We start from the raw sequence: 21449 nt of genomic DNA, 5'->3' as shown, positions 1-21449 counted from the left end.
CTAGGCAAGCTCTGGGAACCACAAGGCGATCTCGCGGGCGGCTGACTGGGGTGAGTCGGACGCGTGCACGAGATTGCGCGACCCCGACGTGGTCAGGTCCCCACGGATCGTTCCCGGTGCGGCCTTGATGCCGTCCGTGGCGCCGTTGAGTGCCCGCACGGCCGCGATCGCCGACTCGCCCTCAACCACCACGGCGAGCAGCGGCCCGGAGGTAATGAAGGCCCGCAGGCCAGGATAGAAGGGCTGTTCGCGGTGTTCCGCGTAGTGCTGATCGGCCAGTTCGCCATCGATCGTCCGCAGGTCCACGGCGGCGAAGGAGAGCCCCTTGGCCTCATAACGAGCCAGGATGGTCCCGACCAAACCCCGGGCGACGGCGTCCGGCTTGAGCAGGACGAGGGTGCGTTGCGTCATGCCCGTCACCCTAGCGGTGCGGCGTTACCGTGCCGCAGTATCGGATTCGATCCGGCGTCCAAGAACGAACTCGACGACGAACAGAGCTGCGAACGCGCCGCCCACGACGTACATCCAGGGCGTCAGGAGCCCCAGGGCAAGGCAGGCGATCTGAGAAACCCAGGCCAGCACCCAGCCCAGCGGTGTGCGCAGGGTCGCTGCGGCGATGAGAGGCAGCAAGGCGGCCACTCCGCCCGCTCCAAGCGCCAAGGGGATAGCGACATCGCTGACCTGGATCATGCCCGGCATGGCCAGGATGCACACGATGACCTCGAAGATCAGCGTGAGGGAAACCGTCTTGATCATCGGGTTGCCTTGGCGCAGCATCAGCTCTCCTCCCCCACGGACCACACCTCGGCGTCCTGCGAGGAATCCTCCTGCTCCTCCTCGTGCGCGGAGACGAGGAGCGTGCGGGCCTCCCCGGCGAGGATCACCGAGCCGACCACGAGGATGCCAGCGCCAAGCCCTGCCCCGTCGGCGAGCGTGACGGCCGTTTCCAGTGCGTCCGGCAGCAGGGCACGCACCTCGACGCGATCGGGACCGAAAATGTCTGCGGCCAGTTCTCCGAGTTCATCGGCAGGCATGCCCCGGTCGGTGGAGGCGACCTGCGTGCACACGATGGTGGCGACGCTCTCCTCCAAGATCCGCAGGACGCCCTCGACGTCCTTGTCGCGCATCATGCCCACGACCGCGATCAGCGGTTGGAAGCCGAACGCCTCCTGAACCCCGGCCATGGTGGCTGTCACCCCGTGCACGTTGTGCGCGGTGTCCAGGATGAGCGTGGGCCCCGAGCGCACGACCTCGAGCCGCGCGGGGAGCCGAACGGCCCCCAAGCCGTCGCGCACAACGTCAGCAGGCAGCGGCTTGCCTCCCAGGAATGCCTCCACGGCAGCCACCGCCAGCGCCGCGTTGTGCGCCATATGTTCACCGAACGCGGGGAGCAGCACCTCCTCCGAGGGCCCCCCGGACGTTTCGAGCCGAATCACTTGACCGCCCACCGCGGGGACCCGGCCGATCAGCCCAAACTCGACGCCCTCGCGAACCATCTGGGCGCCCACCTCGCGGCAGCGCTCAGCGAGGACGCGCGCAGCATCGGGGTGCTGCTCGGCCATGACGGCCACGGCGCCCTCCTTGATGATCCCAGCCTTCTCCGTGGCGATCTGCGCGACGGTGTCACCCAACAGGTGCGTGTGGTCGAGGTCAATCGGTGCGATCACGGCGACCTGGGCGTCCGCCACCGAGGTGGCATCCCAGGTGCCGCCCAGGCCCACCTCCACGACGGCGACATCCACTGGCGCCTGCGCGAACGCCTCGAACGACAAGGCGGTGATCACCTCGAAGAAGGTCATCGGCACCCCGTCGAGGAGTTGGTCGTCCACCATGGCCACCAGGGGTGCCACGTCGGACACAAGCTCGTCGAAGGCATCGATCCCGATGGGGACGCCGTCGATGCTGACGCGTTCGGTGACGTCGCTGAGGTGCGGTGAACTGATGCGCCCCACCCGCAGCCCGAGGGCCAACAGCAGCGACTCGATCATGATCGCGGTGCTGCCCTTGCCGTTGGTCCCGGCGATCTGAATCACGGGGTAGGCCCGCTGCGGATCGCCCAGCAGTTCGGTCAACGCGGCGACCCGCGCGAGGCTAGGCGCGACGCGATGTTCGGGCCAGCGGCTTTGAAGAGAGGCGACGATCTCGGCATGCGTGCTCATGATCGCACCAGCCTAGCCGCGGCCCCCCTCAATACGCCCGCCGGGGCAATTGAAGACTTGAACGCCTTGTATCCTGTCCCCATGACCGCTGCGCATGCCTCGGCCCGTCGCCTCTGGGCAGGTCGACCGTGGACCGCGTGGGTGGGCTTGGCCGCCCGACTCATCTTGGGCGGGGTGATCTTCGTTGCTGGTGCCCTCAAGGTCGGCACGATCGGCGAGTCGATTCTCGCCGTCCGCGCGTACCGCCTCCTGCCCTACGAACTGACCAGCGTGGTGGGGACCCTCCTGCCCTTCGGCGAGATCATCTTGGGGCTCCTGATCATGGCAGGCGTCTTCACCCGGATCACTGGCATCCTCGGCGCCCTCCTCATGCTCGCCTTCACGATTGCGATCGGCAGCGCCTGGGCGCGCGGCCTGACGCTGGATTGCGGCTGCTTCGGCGGCGGTGGCGTAATCTCCGCGGAAGAGGCTTTCGCCGCCTACCCCTGGGAGATCGCGCGTGATCTGGGGCTGATGGCCTGCGGCATCTGGTTGGCGATCTTCCCTCGCACCGCTTTCGCCCTCGACACCTGGATTTTCGGCGCTTCGCACGCCACCGCGTCACAGGACGCACTACTTGAGCCCGACTTGAACGACCACGAGGAGTCCTGAATGCCTACCAACGCCACGAACCGTCGCGAGCAGTTGCGTCGGCAACAAGAAGCCGCCGCCAAGCAGCGCCGCACCACACGGATCGTGGGCGTCATCGCAGGCGTCCTGGCTCTGGTCTTGATCGGCGTCTTCGCCGCCGTCTTAGTGACGTCACAACAAAACAAGCCCGACGCCACCCCAGCCATGGCCCAGATCGTTCCCCCGAACGCCAACGCCGACAAGAACGGTCTCGTCGTCGCCCAAGGCGCCGCAGGATCCCCCACCGTCACCCTCTACCTGGACTACCAGTGCCCCAACTGCCGCATCTTTGAGATGAACTTCGGTCAGATGCTGGATCAAGAGGCGCAAGCAGGCACGTGGACCCTGGTCAACAAGACCATGACCTTCATGGACTCCAACCTGAACAACACCGCCTCCACTCGCGCCGCCCTCGCTGCCTCCTGCGCCGCCACTGTCGGCCACTACGCCGACTACGGTCTGGAGATCTACAACAACCAGGCCGCTCAGGAAGTCCGTGGTTCCGTCGGCTTCACGGACGAACTGCTGCGTGTCACCATCCCCACCAAGCTCGGGTTCACCCCCGACCAACTCACCCAGTTCCAGGCCTGCTACGACGGCCGCGCGACGAAGGATTTTGTGGCTGCCGTGGACAAGGGCGCCTACACCGACGGTGTCACCGGCACCCCGACCTTGCGCGTGAACGGCAAGGATGTCGACCTCAGCAAGATCTCCTCGGCAGCCCAGCTGAAGTCGTTGATCCTCGCGTCGGCCTAAGCCCCCAGCGCACCCGGCCGACCACCCCACCTGAGTCACGGGCTCACCCCCTGCGACGAGGAGCCCTGATGCCCGCTGTGCCGCCAGTTTGAGCACACCTACGCGGGACATGCTCCAGCGTGAGGCGTCCGCGGGCACGTGGACCCTGGTCCCCAAGACGATGACCTTCATGGATGCGGATCTCCGCAACGCGGTCGGCCACCGCGGCGACCTGCTCTGCCACGGTCCGACCACTACGCGTCCATGGACGGCAACAAGGCCTTTGCCATGAGGTGATCTAGCCGAGCCGCTCCACTGGAAATCACTCTATGATCGGAATCATGCGCACAAATCCTGGTGATGCCTCTGCCGCCGCCCCATCATCGTGGGCCGTACCGGAGCGTCCGGCCTTGGAGGGCTTGGAGGGTCGCTGGTCGGCCAGCTGGCGCGAGGAGGGGACATACACGTTCCACCGACCCGAGCGCCGCGAGCAGGTGTTCAGCATCGACACCCCGCCGCCCACCGTCTCGGGCTCGTTGCACGTGGGTCACGTGTTCAGCTACACCCACACCGACCTGGTGGCGCGGTACCAGCGCATGCAAGGCAAGCAGGTGTTTTACCCGATGGGCTGGGACGACAATGGCCTGCCCACCGAGCGGCGCGTTCAGAACTACTACGGCGTCCGCTGCGATCCGTCGATCCCCTATGACCCTGACTTCGTGCCGCCGGCCAAGCCGGATCCCAAGCGTCAGGTGGCGATCAGCCGTCGCAACTTCATCGAGTTGTGCCACGAACTCACCCAGGTGGACGAGCAGGTCTTCGAGGATCTGTGGCGCCGCCTGGGGTTGTCGGTGGACTGGAACGCCCTCTACACCACGATTTCCGATGAGGCCCAGCGCGTCGCGCAGCTCGCCTTCCTGCGTAACTTGGAGCGCGGCGAGGCGTACCTTTCCGAGGCTCCGACCATGTGGGATGTCACGTTCCAAACGGCGGTCGCTCAGGCCGAACTGGAGGCCCGGGAGTACCCGGGCAACTACTACCGTGTGGCCTTCCACGGCGCACAAGGCCCCGTCTACATCGAGACGACGCGCCCAGAACTCTTGCCGAGCGTGTGCGCGCTCATCGCCCACCCCGACGACGAGCGCTACGCCCACCTGTTCGGGACGACCGTCACCTCGCCCGTCTTCGGCGTCGAAATCCCCGTCTTGGCTCACCCCGCCGCAGAGAAGGACAAGGGCGCGGGCATCGCGATGTGCTGCACGTTCGGTGACCTCACCGACGTCATCTGGTGGCGCGAACTGCGACTGCCCACCCGTGTGGTCCTGCAACGCAACGGCCGCCTGCAGGCCGACGCCCCTGACTGGCTGGTGAACGCCGAGCCGTACGCCGAACTGGCCAACAAGACCACCTTCAGTGCCCGCGAAGCGATGGTCGGTCTGCTGCGCTCCTCCGGTGACCTGGACGGTGAGCCGCGCCCCACGCAGCGCATGGCGAACTTCTACGAGAAGGGCGACAAGCCGCTCGAGATCGTGTCCACACGCCAGTGGTATCTCAGCAACGGCGGCCGCGACGCGAGCCTGCGCGCCACGTTGCTGGAGCGCGGCAACGAACTGGAGTGGGTGCCGGAGTACATGCGGCACCGCTACACGAACTGGGTCGACGGCCTTAACGGCGATTGGCTGATCAGCCGCCAGCGCTTCTTCGGCGTCCCGTTCCCGGTTTGGTACCCGCTCGACGCCGAAGGCGAGCCTGACCACGCCCACCCGATCGTGGCCGACCCCGCATCGCTGCCCGTGGATCCTGCGTCCCAGGCTGCCCCCGGTTACGAGGAAGCTCAGCGCGGCGTGCCGGGCGGCTTCGTGGGCGACCCGGACGTCATGGACACGTGGGCGACCTCGTCGCTCACCCCCCAGATTGCCTGCGGCTGGGAGCGCGACGAGGCCTTGTGGAACCTGACCTTCCCGATGGACCTGGCTCCTCAGGCCCACGACATCATCCGCACGTGGCTGTTCAGCCGTGTGGTGCGGGCGCAGTTGGAAAGCCACTCCCTGCCGTGGCGTCGTGCCGCCATCTCCGGCTTCGTGGTCGATCCCGACCGCAAGAAGATGTCGAAGTCCAAGGGCAATGTGGTCGTGCCGACCGAGATCCTGGACAAGTTCGGCGCCGACGCGGTGCGCTGGCGTGCCGCGATGGCGCGCCCCGGGCTGGACTCGCCGTTCGATGAGACCCAGATGAAGGTCGGCCGACGCCTGGCCATGAAGATCCTCAACGCGTCCAAGTTCGTCTTGGGAATTGCCGCCGAGGGTGGGGCCGTCCCGGACGCCGCCCAGATCGACCAGCCTGTCGACCTGGCGATGCTGGCCTCCTTGGCTCAGGTCGTGGACCGCGCCACCGCCGCATTCGAGAGCTTCGATTACACCACCGCCCTGGAAGCCGCCGAGAAGTTCTTTTGGACGTTCTGCGACGACTACCTCGAACTGGTGAAGGAACGCGCCTACGGTGCCCAAGGGGACGCCTCCGCAGCCTCGGCGCGAGCCGCCCTGCTGACTGCGCTGGACGTCCAGTTGCGCCTGTTCGCACCCTTCATGCCGTTCGTCACCGAGGAGGTGTGGTCGTGGGGGCATTCCACGTCGGTGCATCATGCTGCCTGGCCGCTCGCCTCCTCCCTGCCCACCGGTGGTGATGCAGCCCTGCTGGAGGACATCTCGGCGATGCTCATCGGTCTGCGTGGCGCCAAGTCCGCCGCCAAGGTGTCTATGAAGACCCCGCTGGCTTCGGTCACCGTGGAAGGCCCTGCCGACCAGATCGCGCGGCTGCGCACCGCGGAGGACGACCTTCGCGCTGTGGGCCGGATCGCGTCGGCGACCAACTGGGTTCCCGGTGGAGACCACTTGACGGTAACCGCCGTCGTCGAGCCTCTTCAGGAGAATGCATGATCACTATCCGTACGGCTGGCCTTGCCCTGGCCGCCGCACTCCTTCTCGCGGGTTGTTCCGCCACGGATGCCCTCCAGCGGGTCGAGGAGGTCAAGCAGCAGGCGGGCAAAGCCATGCTCCCCTCGATCGCGCTGGGCGAGTGCACCAACCTGGATATGCCCGAGGGCGAGCAGGGAAGCCAAGTGACGTCCATCCCCAAGACGGACTGCGCCCAGCCCCACGGCTGGGAGGCCTACGCGGAGAAGGACTATCCCCTCGACGCGGCGTTCCCCGGCGTATCGGCGGTCGAGAAGGAAGCTGGCGACTACTGCGCGGGTGAGTTCGAAGGGTTCATGGGGGTCGATTACGACACCTCAGACATGGACTTGCAGTACCTCTACCCCACTAAGGACACGTGGACCTCGCTGAACGACCGCACCATCACCTGCCTGGTAGGGGCCTCCAGCAACGACGTCGTCGGATCGCTGAAGGGCACAAAGAAGTAACCACCCTGGTATCAGCCACATGAAGCCCGCCCCCGTCATCTGACGAGGGGCGGGCTTCATGGTGAAACGGCGTGGCGTAGGCGAGCCAGGAGCGTCCTAGGCGGAGCGTGAACGCCGGGAGTTGCGGGGCGCACGCGGCAGGATCCGTGGCTCGGCCCCTTCGCGCACGGTCTCGGCGGTCACGACGACCTGACCGATCGTGTCATCAGAGGGCACGTGGTACATCACGTTGAGCAGGATCTCTTCCAGGATCGAACGCAACCCTCGGGCACCGATCCCCCGCTCGAGCGCAAGTTCGGCGATCGCGGTGATCGCGTCGTCGGTGAAGTCCAGATCGACGCCGTCCAATTCGAACAGTTTGCGGAACTGTTTGGTGAGCGCATTACGCGGCTGGACGAGGATCCGCACCATGGCCGACAGGTCGAGCGGCTTGACCGTGGAGATCATCGGCAGGCGGCCGATGAACTCGGGGATGAGCCCGAACAGGTGCAGATCCTCGGGACGCACCTCTTCGAACGGGTTGCGATCCTGGGCTCGCCGCACGCCCATGTCGTTATTGAAGCCCAGGGGGCGCTTCCCGACGCGGGCGTTGATGATGTCTTCCAGGCCCGCGAACGCGCCGCCCACGATGAACAAGATGTTCGTGGTGTCGATCTGGATGAACTCTTGGTGCGGATGCTTGCGCCCGCCCTGCGGGGGAACCGACGCCGTCGTCCCCTCCAGGATCTTCAACAGGGCCTGCTGGACGCCCTCACCGGAGACATCGCGGGTGATGGAGGGGTTCTCCGACTTGCGGGCCACCTTGTCGATCTCGTCGATGTAGATGATGCCCGTCTCGGCCTTCTTCACATCGAAGTCGGCTGCCTGCAGGAGCTTCAACAAAATGTTCTCGACGTCTTCGCCAACGTAGCCCGCCTCGGTCAGCGCCGTCGCATCGGCCATCGCGAACGGGACGTTCAGCATGCGCGCGAGGGTCTGGGCGAGGTAGGTCTTCCCGCAGCCGGTGGGGCCGATCAGCAAGATGTTGGACTTGCCCAGTTCGACCAGTTCGTCCTCGGCGGCTCGCCGAGGGCTGTTGGCTTGCGCCTGCACCCGCTTGTAGTGGTTGTAGACCGCCACGGCGAGGGCCTTCTTGGCGGTCTCCTGACCGATGACGTACTGGTCGAGGTGCGCGACGATGTCGCGGGGCTTGGGGAGGTCCTCCAAGAGGCCCACATCGGTCCCCTCGGAGAACTCCTCCTCAATGATTTCGTTGCACAACTCGATGCACTCGTCGCAGATATAGACACCTGGACCAGCGATGAGCTTCTTCACCTGCTTTTGGCTCTTGCCACAAAACGAGCACTTCAGCAGGTCGGAGGTCTCACCGATGCGAGCCATGCCACTCCCCTTCTGTTTCTCCTGACGCTGACGCGTCAGGCGACGTCCTTGAGCGAGGTGAAGATCTCGTCGATGATGCCGTACTCCTTGGCCTCTTCGGCGGTCAGGAACTTGTCCCGCTCGATGTCGCGGCTGATGCGCTCGACGTCCTGGCCGGTGTCCTTGGCCAGCATGTGCTCCATCAGCGACCGGATCCGCAGGATCTCCCGCGCCTGGATTTCCAGGTCGGAACCCTGCCCGTAGCCGCCCTCGGTGGCCGGCTGGTGGATCAGGATCCGGCTGTTGGGCAGGGCGAACCGCTTGCCCTTCGTGCCGGACGCCAGCAGGACGGCGGCGGCCGAGGCGGCCTGCCCCAGACACACGGTGGACACGTCCGGCTTGATGTACTGGATCGTGTCGTAGATCGCCGTCAGCGCCGTGAAGGAGCCGCCGGGCGAGTTGATGTACATGCTGATGGGACGCTCCGGGTCCATCGACTGCAGGCACAACAGTTGCGCCATGACCGCGTTGGCGATGTCGTCGCTGATGGGGGTGCCGAGGAAGATGATGCGGTCCTCGAACAGCTTCGTGTAGGGGTCGACGCGCCGGACGCCGTAGCTGGTGCGTTCCTCCCACTGCGGAATGTAGTAGTCCATCGAAGCACCTCGCGGGGCAACCCCGCCGGGCATCGCATTGAAGTCCATGGGAGTCCTCACTGGTTCGGAGCGTTGTCGCTGGTGATCTGGGCGGCGTTCTCGTACACGTGGTCGATGAACCCGTACTCGAGCGCTTCGGCTGCGGTGAACCAGCGGTCACGGTCGGAGTCGGATTCGATCTGCTCGACCGAACGGCCGGTGTGTTGCGCGATCAACTCGGCCATCTCCTTCTTGGTCGCGAGGATCTGCTCGGCCAAGATCTTGATGTCGGAGGCGGTACCGCCGAGGCCGCCGGAAGGCTGGTGCATCATGATGCGGGTGTGCGGGAGGGCGTAGCGCTTGCCCTTGGTGCCCGCACTGAGCAGGAACTGCCCCATGGACGCCGCCAGCCCCATCGCGACGGTAGCCACGTCGTTGCTGATCCACTGCATGGTGTCGAAGATCGCCATGCCGGCGGTCACCGAGCCACCCGGGGAGTTGATGTAGAGGTAGATGTCCTTGTGCGGATCCTCGGCGTTCAGCAGCAGGAGTTGCGCACAAATCGCGTTTGCGTTGTCGTCGCGCACCTCCGATCCGAGGAACACGATGCGGTTGGCCAAAAGGGCCTGGTAGACGGAGTCGCTCATGCCGACGCCACCGGCACCGACGGCGGCCTGCAGGCCAGGAAGTTTCTCGTTCACATCCTTGAAACTACCTGGATCGGGGGACATTTCGGAGCGTTCCACGCCCCTGTTCGCTGACGGCGGAGACGCGACGACGCCCCGGCCGTGTGGCCGGGGCGTCGTCAGGTTGGTGCGTCGAGGATCACTCCGCGGCGTCGGCGTCCTTAGCTGCGGGAGCCTTCTTGGCGGCGGGCTTCTTCGCAGCCGGCTTCTTGGCCGGGGCGTCGGCGTCCTTAGCGGCGGGCTTCTTCGCCGGGGCCTTCTTGGGCTTCTCGGCAGGAGCCTCGGCGGCCTCCTCGGTCTCGGCTTCCGGCTCGGCCAGCGTGCCGTCGGGGCGGATCGCGGTCACGTCGACGACGTTGCCGTCGGTGTCGGTCACCGTCGCCTCGGAGACGATGGAACCCAGGACCTTGCTGCGGCGAATCTCAGCCATCCACTCAGGAGCGTGGTTGTGCTCGATCATGTGCTGCATTTCCTGCTCCGGGGAGGAGCCGGACTGCTGCGCGCGACGGAACAGCATCTCGGTCAGCTCAGCCTGCTCGACGCCAACTTCCTGCTCGTCGGCGAGGCGGTCCAGGATGATCTGCGCCTTCAGCGAGGTTTCGGCGTTCTCGGCGACCTGGGCCCAGAACTCTTCCTCGGTGGTGGCGGTCTCGTCTTCGGACTCGGCGAGGTAATCCTCAACGGAGTAGCCAGCGCGCGCCAACTGCTCGGTGATCTGCTGCTTGCGGCCCTCGATCTCTGCGTTCAGCATGGCCTCGGGGAGGTCGAACGGGGTCTTGGAGACCAGGTCGGCGACGACGGCGTCCCGGGCTGCGTTGAGCTGATCGACGCGGGCCATGCGCACGACGGCGTCGGCGAGGTCGGCACGCATCTCCTCGACGGTGTCGAACTCGGAGATCATCTGCGCGAACTCGTCATCGACCTCGGGCAGCGTCTCGGTCTGCACCTTCTCGACGGTCACGGTGACGTCGGCGTTCTCGCCCTTGGCGGGCCCGCCCAGCAGTTCGGCGGTGAAGTCGGCCTTCTCGCCGGCCTTGAGACCGGTGACAGCGGCGTCGAGGCCCTCGATCATGCCGCCGGAACCCACCTTGTAGGCCAGCCCGGTCGCGGAGCCTTCCAGCACGGGCTTGCCGTCTTGGGAGGCCTCCAGGTCAATGGTGACGACGTCGCCGTCTTCGGCGGCCCCGTCCTTGTCCTCGCGGGTCGCGAAGCGCTGACGCATGAGTTCGATGCGCTGGTCGACCTCGGTCTGATCCTCGGAAACGGGCGCGACCTCCCCCACCAGTTCGGCGAAGGCGGGCAGGTCGAAGTCGGGGCGCACATCAAGCTCGGCGGTGAACTCGACGACGTCGCCGTCTTCGAGCTTGGTCACCTCGATCTCGGGCTGGCCCAGCGGGACGATGTCGCTCTCGGTGACAGCGGCGGAGTAGGCGGTCGGCAGGGCCGCGTTGATGGCCTCCTGCAGGACGGCGCCGCGCCCGAAGCGCTGGTCGATGATGGCGGCCGGCACCTTGCCCTTGCGGAACCCGGGAATGTTCACCTGACCGGCGATGTCGGCGTAGGCCTTGTCCAGGTGAGGCTTGAGGTCTGCGAAGGGGATTTCGATGGTCAGCTTGGCCCGAGTGGGGCCGAGCTTCTCGACGGTGCTGGGCACTGGGTTACTCCTGTTGATCGATGGTCTGGTCGAACCTCGGAGCGGATGACGGGAATCGAACCCGCGTAGCCAGTTTGGAAGACTGGGGCTCTACCATTGAGCTACATCCGCGCAACGCCGATCCAGCCTAGCAGCACGATGTGCGAACCACGGCACGCTTCCCTGACAGATTAGCGCGGGACGGCGTCCCCACCGCCGCGGACGCCCGAACACGAGGGGTGCCCCCTGGATGTTGCGGTGCAGGCGTACCCAACGGGTCGCGATGATGTCATGTTCTTCTCCTTGCGAGTGGTAGGGCGATCAGAGCTTGAGGAACCAGCGCCCTTCGGCGCAGGCCTTGATGACTTGCAGGAGCCGGGTCTGCATGACCCCAGAGGACCAACCCCACGACCAGGCGAAGTCGCTCATGCCTGCAGGCACCCACGCGATGGCACCTTCCTGTGTCGGCGGCTTGCGGGAATCGGAGACCCCGACGATGTAGCGACCGGGTTCGTGCATGACGATCTCGTGCCCGATGCCTTGCTGCCCGTAGAAGCACCAGTCCCCCACCTTCGTGTGCTGCCAACGGGCTTGCGGCACGTAGGTGTTGTGGATCAGGAAGTGCACGGCGCGCTCGAAGATCGAGAAACTGTAGAAGCCCGCCTTGTCCTGGCCGAGTTGGTTGAGATGGGGCCACACGGCACTGGGCGGCGCATCGATCTCGATGGCCATGGTCGTCGTGGACGCCCCCTCCTCGGTGACCAGGTCGTCGCCGGGGAACGGCTCGTGAACCTCACTTTCTGGGATCACGTACTGCTTTTGGTACCGGTTGAACGCAGCCACCACGCCGACCGGCGCCGCGATGGCGGCCGCTGCGAGTACCCGGCCGTCACATTCGATCTTCATCCTTGCCCCCTGCGATGTTCGTCGCGCCCGGGACCCCTTCGTCTGGGGTCGCGGTGTCGGACGCGACGCCTCCCAAATGTTACATGTGTTCCATCCATGACATGTGTCACATTGATGGATTGGGGACGAGTAGCGTGATCAGGACAACCCGAGGAGGACAGGCCATGCCCCGACCGTCGCGCCAGGTCGATCGGACCCGACGATCCCTCCTAGATGCGTTCGCTCAGCTCTTGGCGAGCACGGCGTTCGATGCGATCACCGTCGCCCAGGTGAGCGATGCCGCGGAAGTGTCTCGTCAGAGCTTCTACCGACACTTCGGCGACCTCGACGCCCTCACCGAGGCCTACTTCGAGCGCATCTTCGACGAGTTTGAGGACGCTGCGAGCGAACTCGATCCAGCGCAAGGGCTCAGCCCTTACCTGGCGCTGTTTCGGACCTTGCACCATCACCGCGCAGAACTGTTGGGCTTCGCCAGCGAACGGCTGCGCCCCCGGCTCTTCGGGGCCCTGTGGGCCTATCAGACGCGGCTGCAGGGGTATGCGCGCAAAGAGGGCGAATCGGAGCACGGCGACGTGGTGATCGCCTATCAAAGCGGTGGCACATCAGCAGTAGTCATGGAGTGGGTGACCCAGGGAATGACCGAGCCCCCCGAAGTCATTGCAGACATGCTGGCCCACGTGCAGGCCGCCTTCAGCGATCGCCAACAGTTCCTGCCCACCGTCTTGGCTCAACACACCGCCCGCACCCAGCACCCCTGATCCACGGCGTCAACCTCTCACGACCACCTCGGGCTAGCTCTGCCCCCTTGAGCGGCTGTCGCGGGGCAACTCAGGCCCGGGCCCGCCCCATGGCTGCCGCGGGGGTTAGTAGCTGCCGCGGGGCCAACTCTGACCCGAACCGTGATCGTCGAAACGTTCACCACGCGAACCGGCGACGCCCCTCAGCGAATGGACGAACGCGGCCACCTCCGCACGCTGCACGCCGGGATGCTGGGGCACCATCGGGAGACCACGCTCCCGGGCCTCCACGCCAGGCACCGGATCACCGCCGAGTTGCCGCACCCACAGCCGCACACGGGCACCGTCGGCGGCGTCAAGATCGACGCCCACCTGCACACGATCCCCCACGTCAGCCCTCCCTGCGGCACACCGCAAAATCACCGAGTTGGCCGCGGACACCCTGCAGCCCGTAGAATCCCTTCGGTCACCGGGGCGTAGCGTAGTGGCTAGCGCGCCTGCTTTGGGAGCAGGAGACCGCAGGTTCGAGTCCTGTCGCCCCGACCATTTGTGCCCCCCCACCCCGACTAGGCATTATGCCTGGCTGACTAGGCAAAACGCCGCAGGGGCGACAGGCGACCTGCACCCCGAAGAGGCCATGCCAAGACCTCTGGCGCCCCAGCTAAGCCCCAATTGGGGCAAACTTGGGGCAAGCGAAAATCCTAGTCAGAGCGATATTCTGCATTTCGGGATTCCTGCCGATCAGGAGGTCCCCCATGGGTCAGGGGAGCCGGGCCTTCGGCAGCATCGAACGCCGGAGTGGGTACTTCCGTCCGCGTTACGTCGGCCCGGATCGGCAGCGCTACGACGCGCCACACCTGCTCTCGGAGCGGATCGACGCCGAGTTCTGGCTGGGCGAGGTGCACCGCTCGATCGAGCGGCAGGAGTGGCGTCCGCCGGTGAAGGTGAAGGGTAGGCCGGACGACCTGGACACCCTGGCCGGCTACGCGCGGCACTGCCTGGCCGAGCGCGAGCTGACGCCGCGGACGCGTGAGGAGTACGGCCGGCTGCTGGAGAAGCTGATCGCGCCGACGCTCGGGATGATCCAGCTCAAGCACCTCGAGCCCGATCGCATCCGGCGCTGGTACTCCACTGTGCTCTCGGCGGACCGTCCAGTGCAGCGCAAGCACGCCTACTCGCTGCTGCGCTCGATCCTGCGCGAGGCCGAGGACGAGGGGCTGATCGACCGCAACCCGTGCCGCGTCCGCAACGCCGGCAAGGTGCGCCGCACGCGCGACATCGAGCCGGCCACGCCCGCCGAACTCAACAAGCTGCTGGAGCTGCCGCCAAAGCAAGGGCTGCCGGTGGTGCTGGCCGGTTGGTGCAGTTTGAGATCGGGGGAGGTGCGCGGGCTGCGGCGTCGCGACCTCGACCTGACCGAGGGCGTGGTGCGCGTCCGACAGGCGGTGACGCGGACGAAGGGCCAGGTGCACGTAGGGGCCCCGAAGACGGCGGCCGGCACGCGGGACGTGGGCATTCCGCCGCACCTGATCCCGTACCTGGCGAAGTACGTGGCCGCGCTCCCGGTGGCCGCGCGTGACGGCTTCCTCTTCCCTGGCGGCGACGGCGTCTCGCCGATGTCGGAGAAGGCGCTGCGCTACGCGTACGGCAAGGCCCGCAAGGTCATCGGCCGGGAGGATCTGACCTTCCACGACATGCGCCACTCCGCGGCGTCCCTGGCCGGCATGACCGGCGCCACGACCGCCGAACTGAAGGCGATGATGGGCCACGCCACCGCCGGGATGGTCGAGCGCTATCAGCACGCCACGCGGGCGTCCCGGTCGCGGCTAGCCGAGAACATGAGCAAGCTCGCCGAGATCTGAGGCCTATTGCACGTCCGACGGGTCGCGCAGGTCGTCCCCGATCCGTTCGCGGTCGTGCTGCCAGTCCGGATCGGTAGGGCCACTGAACAGATCGGCGATCTCGTCCCAGCGCCTCCAATGGGTGGATCCCGCCGGCAGCAGACGCGCGCTCGGCCGTCCCGAGACCGTGATGGTGAACTCCTCCCCGGCCTCGGCGCGTCGCACCGGCTCGGCGGAGTTCCGGCGAAACTCATTCAGGTCCATGTGACTCCTCGATTCACCAGGTGGCCTTGGCGACCGTAGATGGCACCGCGGACACTACGCTCGGCCCATCAACGTCCGTAGACAGGCATGACGGGGATGACCTTCGCGGCGACCTGGATGATCGCTTGCGCTGCCTCGATGGCGTCGCTGACTTCGCGACCGGTGGCGGTTGCTCCGTCCGGTTCGGGGTAGGCGGAGCTGTTGCGGATCTGCCGCATCCAGCCGAAGGCGCGTACGGCGGGTTGGTTCGGTGGCTCGAGTTGGGCGAGGACCGCCTCCCGGAGCACAGCGTGGCCGCCTTCACCGCTGCCCGGCCGCAGCCCCTGATTGACCAGGATGGCGGTGAGGGCCTTGCGGGCGGCGTCGTAGGCGGCGGTGAACGCGGTGATGGTGTCGTCAGTTGTCGCCAGGACGGCGGCGGACTGGACGGCCTTTCGCGCTTGTTCGAGAAGGACTTGGGCATGCTGCTGGTTGGGGGCGACGCGTTCGAGCCGGCCTTGCGTGATGAGCCGATCGATGTCGGCGCGGCCTTGCTCCCATCGGGTGACGGACATGGGTCAGGCTCCTCTGGCTTGGTGGAGGTTGTCGATGAGCGTGATGAGGGGACGTTCCCGGACGGTGGCGACGAAGGGATCGGTGCCAGCGAGCCAGGTTGCGCGGTCGACCACAGTGGCGTTGACCGGCCGGCGCAGGGTTGTCGAGGCGTCTTCGGCGAGTTCGTAGAGGTCCGTGCGGGACGGTTCCCCGACCACGAGGAGGTCGATGTCGGCGGGGGGTTGCCCGGGTGCGCCGGTGGCCCGCGCGGCCCAGGAGCCGTAGATCGCGGCGTAGTCCACGCCGTCGAGAGTCGCCAGGTGTTGACGCAGCACGTGTGCCGGTCCGAAGGTGATGGCCAGAAGCGCTGTGAGTGGCTGGGTGGCGGGGTTGTCGGGGTTTGGTGTGATGAGTCGTGACCGGCCTTGGCGGCGTTCGAGGACGAAGCCGGTGGCGGTGAGCCGGTCGATCTCGCGAAGCACAGTGGTTTCGGGGATGTTGATGGCTCGGGCGATGTCGACGATGCTGTGCTCGCCGGGGGTGAGGAAGACCCAGGCGAGGATCTCGCCCTGAGCCTGGGACCGCAGCAGGGGTAGCAGCGCCGGCGCGGAAACCTTCATAAAGCGGAGTATATCACCCGGATAATGCAGGATGCGGGCCTTGGTTGAAGCCAGGGCATCCGGCCCCGAGTAGGCGGCACGAGGTGGCAGATCTTCACATCGCCTGGTCCCCGGGTGTCCGGATCGGGCCCCTTCTGAGGCTTAAGGCTGCGGAAGGAGATCACGATGGAACTGCAGCGCTACGAGTCCCTGGCCCACGCGGCGGAGCGGACGGGGATCAGCCGGAAGACCCTGCGACGCCGGATCGCGTCCGGCCAGCTACCGGTCTTCTCCAGTGGACGGCGCATCCTGCGCGTCCGTCCCGAGGACGTCGACGCGATGCTGCGTCCGTTCTGGCTCAGCTGACAGGCGACCCCTGGTTCGCTCCTCCGAGTTATCGTCCGGACATGACTGAGATGGCGACGATCAGGGTTCCCCGCGTGGTCCGTGATCGCCTGCGCGATGCCGCCAAAGCGGCACACCTGACGGATGGCCAGCTCATCGAGGAGATGCTCGACCACCGGCGCAAGGCCGAGTTCTGGGCTGCGCTCGAGGCCGAGATCCCCGACAAGGAGCCCCTGGATGAGCTTGCCGAGGCGGACGCCGCGTTCGCCGGCGATGCCGAGAAGTCGATCGCGTGGTTCGAGGCCGGTAACCCAACTCGAAGCGCTCGGCGAAAGCTCTGCTCAGAGCTGAGGCTGCGGATGGATAGAGACCAATCTCACGTCACCGGGCTTGATCAGCTCGACCCGGCGGTGAATCCGGCGCGCGATGCCGAGCACTTCCGACGCATCCTCGCGGCACTTCGGGGAATCGCGGCTGGGGAGCAGGAGTTGCGCGACGCGGTGAAGGCCGCGCGGGATGCCGGCGACTCATGGACGGTGATCGCGTCCGCGCTGGACACGACCCGTCAGGCGGCGCAGCAGCGCTTCGGTGGCAACTGAGCGACTCGCGTTGGGGGAGCGCGCTCAGTGCTTCGAGCTGTCCACGCGCTGGAGGTAGTGGTCGACCAGGTTCCGCATGGGATCGTCGATGGTCGGCAGATCGCGGTTGTAGAGCAATCCGGTGGCGAGCTGCATGGTCAGCTCGTTGAGGAGGGTGACCCACTCAGAGACGTCCCGTTTGTGCGAGGGGCGTGGCGACGTGACGGCCTGCTCCACGATCTCGGGGGAGACTGTGTGTGCCGTCCGCATCATCGCGTCCGAGAGGATCTGGCGGTCTCGAGCGTCGGCGCTCAACCGTTGTTCTTTGACGCGGGCGAGCACGTCCATGAGCAATTCGGGCCGGCTCGCGACCATGTCGACGACCGCGTCGCGATCAAGGTTTCGCTCGATCTCCTGGCGCCGTTCCTTCTCCCAATCGCTGAGTCGAGCGGTCGGTGAAACGACCTTCACGACCTCGGGTTTGACCCCGACGATCGCGTTCCCGCGGCGCTCAATGGACGCCTCGACCCGGCACCGTGCCGAGCACCACACCGGACGCCGGCCGCGCCCCTTGTACGTCACCGGCGCGCCGCACCGCGGGCACCTGAACGTCTTCGCGGGATCGCGGATCACCTCTCGCATGCGAAGCTCTTAGTGGGAGGAGTGTTGCATTTCATTCTAACGAAATGACGAAGTGCATGCCAGAGGTGTGTGGTACTTCTAGTCGGCGGATTTCGGGGTGTTCCGTGGGTGACTGGTGACATCGTCCTGGGACGGTCTCGATCGCGGTCTTGGCGGCTGCCGGGTCTGCTCGGTGGTGGGTGTGCGGACCCAGGGGGTTCGGTGTCCTGTAGAGACCGAGGAGACCCTGCGACCTTGTCTGTTTCGAGGGCCTGAGGCGCGAGCTGGGGACGGGTCGGCGGCCGGTGAACGAACCTGGCCGAGCTGCTGCCGGCAGCGGGCCCGAAGGAGGAGAGTGTCCGTCATGAACTTGCGCCACCGTGGCACGCAAACCGCATCGGGCCAACCGTCGAGGGTGTTCGGGGCCGCACTGTCCGCTGCAGTCCTGCTGGTCGGCCGCTCCTCACCATCGCCGGCGCCATCGGCCGCAGAGGCCCCGACGACCGTGTCGGCGCGGACGACCTCCGCAACCCCGTCGGCCAGCTCCACCCCGTCCCCCGCCGAGACAGCCCAGCCGCTCACCTTCACCGTCGAGTGCGACGGAACCGAGCCGGACGACTACCACGAGTTTTGGTCCCTGACGAAGGAGCTCGACCTTTCCCTGTGCGAGGACGTCGACAACAACGGCGGCGAACCCACCGCCATGCAGGAAGCCGCCTGGAAACGCGCCGGCTACGACCAGCTCGACGAAGACGACGACTTCGGCGACGAGGACGAGCCGGACATCACCGATGTGGGTGCGCTCTATTCGCTATGCGCTGAGGTGGAGGGCTACTACACGAAGAAGAACAACGCGCTGTCCGCGGAGCAGGCCAAAGAGGCCGCCGCCATGCTGATGGTTTGCCCGGACTTCCCGAAGGCCAAGCAGGTACGCGCCAACCTGGGCTACAGCACCAAGGTGGATCGGGAGATCCGTGACGGCGTGCGGTTCTTCGACGGCACCTACCGGGTCGTCAAGCAGATCAAGCCGGGCACCTACTTCATCCCGAAGACCGCTGACGACTGTTACTGGGAACGGCTCGACCGCAAGGGCAACATCTTGGCCAACAACCTCATCCACGAAGGAACCCGAGTCGAGGTCCGGATCTGGCCGTCCGACTACAGCTTCCATGCCGAGGGCTGCGGCGAATGGAGACGCCCCTAACGAGCCCACAGCCGCGCAGAGGCCCGGGTCACCTGCGCACCGCGGCTAGATTACGCTGATGATCGAGCAGCTGATTGAGCGCCATGGATTTCCCTGGGATCGGAGCGTTAGGTAGACCGACCCATCTGGCGGTCGTGAGTGGACAGCAGCAACTCGGCAACGTGGGTCGCTTCTCGGATGACATACCGCCCGGTCTCTCGACTGATGCCAGGGGGCAGTGTGCGCCCGTGCCCGGTGCCCTGCAAGTTCCGCAACTCGTTGATGGTGGACGCGGTGGTCTTCGCGGACTGGTAGATCGCGCGAACCTGCTTCCCGCCCGGGATTGTTACATCCACGAGATGCGGCTGAAGTTGAAGCCGGTCAAGAGCCAGTGCCAGCAACTCGTCGAAGTCAGCCCGCCGATCGGGAAGCATTGACTGCTCCTCCAACACCAACTTGCAGATCGACTCCAGTAGCTCCTTCGCCCCGCCGAGCAGGACACTTGAGTCCTCGACGTTGTGCCGAAGCCGCGATAGCTGTTCATCTAGGGCGGGACGCCCCCCGGTGCCCAGGTCAATCGGGTTGCTCCGTAGGAGGCGTCCCTCATCGTCCAGCGTCGCCGACTGCGCCATGAGCGCCCTGCGCAACGTCTGCACGCGTTCAATGACCTGCGGCGATGTGTCGGTGAACGTGCCGTGGACCCGTAGTGCGGTAAGTAGCTGATCTAGCAGCGTGTCGCCCACGTCGCCAGGCCGCCCTCGCGCGGCGCGGCACACTGTGAGGACTCGTTGCTCCTTGTTAGGCACTCCCTCGGCGGGGTTGTACGGGTCTACGTCGGACAGGCCACAACTCGTAAAGCACCTCGTCAGTGTCATATGGCGAGGGCCATCGCCGGCGAAGAAGAACCCGGCAATAGCGGCCCCCACCTCATCAGTCAGCAGAGTGGAACTCATGGTTCCATTCTGTCCAGCAGTGGCTCTCGCTGTGCGCGAAGCCATCACCTGCTCGACAGAAGGACAGCCGGTTCGCGCGCCGAGCCTGCGAGCCTTGGGTTGCGTCAGGTTGGCGCCGCCTCGCGACCGGCTAGCTGGGCCCACGTTGACCGCGGTCCGCCGGGTACGACGATCTTCCCACGGTTCGGGCCGGGTCCCAACCCCGGGATGTACTGGCGCAAGGCTGCGATCCGCCGCGATGGTCGCGGTACATCAGGGCGATTGGAGCGCGCTTTATGAATCCCCGAGTCACTCTGCCAGCAGCCGCACGACGCGAGCAACAAGCGCTGCTTCTGCCAGCCGTCCCGCTCGCTCGTAGCTGTCGGTTGACTGCGTCTTCAAGACCACGGTTCCAGCGAAACTCACCTCGCCGTGCCACTGCTCCGGAGCTATGGCATCGCACACCGACGTGATCGTGAACCGCACCGTCTCGTGATTCGACGGGAATGCGATGTGGACGCTGGCGCGAACCTCCTGTTCTCCGATGAAGCTAGTGATTCGCATCGATGGGGACATGCGGTCATTCTAGGCCCGATGGTTTCCGGGGCTGGTCGGGCGTGTAAGCGTCGGAGAACGTGCCTAGCGCGGCTGAGCGCGCGGCTGACCCTCAGGGCAGCGTCCCCGCACAGCGCGGCACGCGAGCGCCTGGCTTTCAAACGTCGGGGGTGCCTGAGGTTCAGGCATCATGGACATATGAGCGAAGACACCCCCGACATCGCAGCATGGTGGGAAGGACTGTCCCTCCATCAGCGAGCCCAGGCACGGCGGATTGCGAACAGTGCGCGGCACTTGATGGATCAGGAGACCCATGTGTCTCTGGCTCGGGCAGGCCAGCACAGCGTTGCGGCTTGGTGGCCTTCACTGTCAGACGGCCCCGAGGGATTCGCAATGCCGCCCGCTGTCGTCGAGTTCATCAACGCTCGGGATACGCGAGTGTCTTTCAGGCTTCACGGAGACGGAGCGCGGGCGAGGGCTCTGGCTGCGGCACGCGACTACTTCGGCCACGCACAGTTCCATTGGGTTGAGAGCAGCGGTATCGAGGGGGTAACCACGTCGTGGACCTTCGAGGAGGACAGCCTCGACAGGGATCAGGTCTAGTAGCCGAGCACTTCCGAGGGGCCCTGGCTACGTCAGCTGGATCCTGCCTGCGGCATCAGTGCGCGGCCGACCCGCAGGCTAGGGTCCGCGGACCGCGCGGCAGAAGCGGACGTTCTGGGGCCCCAGGCTTAAGGCAGCCTCGATGAGGGCGACGCTGTGAGTCCTGCTCGGTCCGATGAGCGGTCGTGCCCAGAGCAGCGTGCGCGGTCAATACGCGACGGTGAAGATGTTCATGGGCTCTTCCCAGATGAGGGTGTAGCGCACGTCGCGCGGCGGGCCGGCGCGTCGGTGGCCGGATAGAGGTCGAGGTCTCCCGAGGATGAGAGCTCCTACACACTCAGCCCGAAAGACCTCGACGTGCACGACGCTACCGTCGGCGGGCGCGCTGATGCGTTCGCCAGCCCCGACCTGACTGCCTTCTGCCGCCTCGACGAACTCGGCTTCGTTGTCACCG

Annotated in this window: 24 protein-coding genes and 2 tRNA genes; 10 read left to right on the top strand and 16 right to left on the bottom strand. The window is 66.1% G+C overall.

What is annotated here, in order from left to right; genetic code table 11:
• From ndk to C1706_RS08035, 3 genes are read right to left on the bottom strand one after another with little or no spacing between them, the layout of a single operon-like run.
• Window positions 1-411 carry a nucleoside-diphosphate kinase gene (gene ndk / locus C1706_RS08045; protein ID WP_129458730.1) on the bottom strand — a complete coding sequence of 137 codons (411 nt, stop codon included), beginning with the start codon at window positions 409-411 and terminating at the stop codon, window positions 1-3.
• A 24-nt stretch (window positions 412-435) separates the two neighbouring features.
• A complete protein-coding gene (locus tag C1706_RS08040) occupies window positions 436-777 on the bottom strand; it encodes a DUF4233 domain-containing protein (RefSeq protein ID WP_206661049.1) in 342 nt (113 codons plus the stop codon).
• Complete coding sequence (locus C1706_RS08035) at window positions 777-2159, bottom strand: bifunctional folylpolyglutamate synthase/dihydrofolate synthase (protein ID WP_129458729.1); 1383 nt, start codon at window positions 2157-2159, stop codon at window positions 777-779. Before C1706_RS08035 ends, C1706_RS08040 begins: the two co-directional genes overlap by 1 nt.
• A gap of 81 nt (window positions 2160-2240) precedes the next feature.
• Between C1706_RS08035 and C1706_RS08030 the strand changes: the two genes are divergently transcribed.
• The 4 genes from C1706_RS08030 (at window position 2241) to C1706_RS08015 (ending at window position 6984) form a co-directional block, all read left to right on the top strand.
• Complete coding sequence (locus C1706_RS08030; RefSeq protein WP_129458728.1) at window positions 2241-2810, top strand: MauE/DoxX family redox-associated membrane protein; 570 nt, start codon at window positions 2241-2243, stop codon at window positions 2808-2810.
• Complete coding sequence (locus C1706_RS08025) at window positions 2811-3584, top strand: DsbA family protein (protein ID WP_129458727.1); 774 nt, start codon at window positions 2811-2813, stop codon at window positions 3582-3584. It begins immediately after the preceding gene.
• Between the two features lie 320 nt (window positions 3585-3904).
• Window positions 3905-6499, top strand: a complete 2595-nt coding sequence (valS, locus tag C1706_RS08020; RefSeq protein WP_129458726.1) for a valine--tRNA ligase — start codon at window positions 3905-3907, stop codon at window positions 6497-6499.
• The gene (locus tag C1706_RS08015; protein ID WP_129458725.1) at window positions 6496-6984 is read left to right on the top strand and encodes a septum formation family protein; all 489 of its coding nucleotides are present in this window, start codon (window positions 6496-6498) and stop codon (window positions 6982-6984) included. Before valS ends, C1706_RS08015 begins: the two co-directional genes overlap by 4 nt.
• A gap of 96 nt (window positions 6985-7080) precedes the next feature.
• On the opposite strand, the gene clpX is transcribed toward C1706_RS08015, so the two are convergent.
• The 6 genes from clpX to C1706_RS07985 form a co-directional block, all read right to left on the bottom strand.
• Window positions 7081-8364 carry an ATP-dependent Clp protease ATP-binding subunit ClpX gene (clpX, locus tag C1706_RS08010; RefSeq protein ID WP_129458724.1) on the bottom strand — a complete coding sequence of 428 codons (1284 nt, stop codon included), beginning with the start codon at window positions 8362-8364 and terminating at the stop codon, window positions 7081-7083.
• 35 nt (window positions 8365-8399) lie between these two features.
• Window positions 8400-9047, bottom strand: a complete 648-nt coding sequence (locus C1706_RS08005; RefSeq protein WP_284690559.1) for an ATP-dependent Clp protease proteolytic subunit — start codon at window positions 9045-9047, stop codon at window positions 8400-8402.
• Window positions 9048-9055: 8 nt separating this feature from the next.
• A complete protein-coding gene (locus tag C1706_RS08000; RefSeq protein WP_241653505.1) occupies window positions 9056-9625 on the bottom strand; it encodes an ATP-dependent Clp protease proteolytic subunit in 570 nt (189 codons plus the stop codon).
• Window positions 9626-9803: 178 nt separating this feature from the next.
• The gene (tig, locus tag C1706_RS07995) at window positions 9804-11318 is read right to left on the bottom strand and encodes a trigger factor (protein ID WP_129458723.1); all 1515 of its coding nucleotides are present in this window, start codon (window positions 11316-11318) and stop codon (window positions 9804-9806) included.
• Window positions 11319-11358: 40 nt separating this feature from the next.
• Window positions 11359-11429 (bottom strand) — tRNA-Gly (locus C1706_RS07990).
• Between the two features lie 189 nt (window positions 11430-11618).
• Entirely contained in the window at window positions 11619-12203 is a 585-nt protein-coding gene (locus C1706_RS07985; RefSeq protein WP_129458722.1) for a hypothetical protein, read from the bottom strand.
• A gap of 164 nt (window positions 12204-12367) precedes the next feature.
• On the opposite strand from C1706_RS07985, the gene C1706_RS07980 reads away from it, so the two are divergent.
• The gene (locus C1706_RS07980) at window positions 12368-12961 is read left to right on the top strand and encodes a TetR/AcrR family transcriptional regulator (RefSeq protein WP_164987486.1); all 594 of its coding nucleotides are present in this window, start codon (window positions 12368-12370) and stop codon (window positions 12959-12961) included.
• Window positions 12962-13066: 105 nt separating this feature from the next.
• On the opposite strand, the gene C1706_RS07975 is transcribed toward C1706_RS07980, so the two are convergent.
• Entirely contained in the window at window positions 13067-13330 is a 264-nt protein-coding gene (locus tag C1706_RS07975) for a hypothetical protein (RefSeq protein WP_129458720.1), read from the bottom strand.
• A gap of 80 nt (window positions 13331-13410) precedes the next feature.
• On the opposite strand from C1706_RS07975, the gene C1706_RS07970 reads away from it, so the two are divergent.
• Together C1706_RS07970 and C1706_RS07965 are read left to right on the top strand one after the other, a co-directional pair.
• A tRNA-Pro gene (locus tag C1706_RS07970) sits at window positions 13411-13486 on the top strand.
• 209 nt (window positions 13487-13695) lie between these two features.
• The gene (locus C1706_RS07965; protein WP_129458719.1) at window positions 13696-14802 is read left to right on the top strand and encodes a tyrosine-type recombinase/integrase; all 1107 of its coding nucleotides are present in this window, start codon (window positions 13696-13698) and stop codon (window positions 14800-14802) included.
• 3 nt (window positions 14803-14805) lie between these two features.
• Here C1706_RS07965 and C1706_RS07960 read toward each other — a convergent pair whose 3' ends face one another.
• The 3 genes from C1706_RS07960 to C1706_RS07950 all read right to left on the bottom strand — a co-directional run bounded on the left by C1706_RS07960 (window position 14806) and on the right by C1706_RS07950 (window position 16199).
• Window positions 14806-15045, bottom strand: coding sequence for a type II toxin-antitoxin system Phd/YefM family antitoxin (locus C1706_RS07960; RefSeq protein WP_129458718.1), 240 nt, complete (start codon window positions 15043-15045; stop codon window positions 14806-14808).
• Window positions 15046-15113: 68 nt separating this feature from the next.
• Window positions 15114-15599, bottom strand: a complete 486-nt coding sequence (locus C1706_RS07955; protein ID WP_129458717.1) for a HEPN domain-containing protein — start codon at window positions 15597-15599, stop codon at window positions 15114-15116.
• A gap of 3 nt (window positions 15600-15602) precedes the next feature.
• Entirely contained in the window at window positions 15603-16199 is a 597-nt protein-coding gene (locus tag C1706_RS07950) for an ArsR family transcriptional regulator (protein WP_129458716.1), read from the bottom strand.
• Window positions 16200-16364: 165 nt separating this feature from the next.
• Between C1706_RS07950 and C1706_RS07945 the strand changes: the two genes are divergently transcribed.
• A complete protein-coding gene (locus C1706_RS07945; protein ID WP_129458715.1) occupies window positions 16365-16544 on the top strand; it encodes a helix-turn-helix domain-containing protein in 180 nt (59 codons plus the stop codon).
• Window positions 16545-16594: 50 nt separating this feature from the next.
• Window positions 16595-17122: a hypothetical protein gene (locus C1706_RS14360; RefSeq protein WP_206661048.1), complete on the top strand. Its 528-nt coding sequence runs from the start codon at window positions 16595-16597 to the stop codon at window positions 17120-17122.
• Between the two features lie 24 nt (window positions 17123-17146).
• Here the strand turns inward: C1706_RS14360 and C1706_RS07935 are convergent, their stop codons facing one another.
• Window positions 17147-17743 carry a DNA gyrase inhibitor YacG gene (locus C1706_RS07935; RefSeq protein ID WP_129458714.1) on the bottom strand — a complete coding sequence of 199 codons (597 nt, stop codon included), beginning with the start codon at window positions 17741-17743 and terminating at the stop codon, window positions 17147-17149.
• Between the two features lie 343 nt (window positions 17744-18086).
• On the opposite strand from C1706_RS07935, the gene C1706_RS07930 reads away from it, so the two are divergent.
• Entirely contained in the window at window positions 18087-18926 is an 840-nt protein-coding gene (locus tag C1706_RS07930) for an Rv1352/Rv1906c domain-containing protein (RefSeq protein ID WP_164987485.1), read from the top strand.
• A 107-nt stretch (window positions 18927-19033) separates the two neighbouring features.
• Here C1706_RS07930 and C1706_RS07925 read toward each other — a convergent pair whose 3' ends face one another.
• On the bottom strand, window positions 19034-19858 hold the full coding sequence (locus C1706_RS07925; RefSeq protein ID WP_164987484.1) for an abortive infection family protein: 825 nt from the start codon (window positions 19856-19858) through the stop codon (window positions 19034-19036).
• A gap of 288 nt (window positions 19859-20146) precedes the next feature.
• The gene (locus C1706_RS07920; protein WP_129458711.1) at window positions 20147-20413 is read right to left on the bottom strand and encodes a hypothetical protein; all 267 of its coding nucleotides are present in this window, start codon (window positions 20411-20413) and stop codon (window positions 20147-20149) included.
• Between the last annotated feature and the right edge of the window lie 1036 nt (window positions 20414-21449).

The organism is Propioniciclava flava (genome assembly GCF_004126535.1).
In the GTDB taxonomy this organism is placed as follows: domain Bacteria; phylum Actinomycetota; class Actinomycetes; order Propionibacteriales; family Propionibacteriaceae; genus Propioniciclava; species Propioniciclava flava.
The sequence above is the reverse complement of the archived record's forward strand: the minus strand, read 5'-3'. Positions and strand labels throughout refer to the sequence as shown.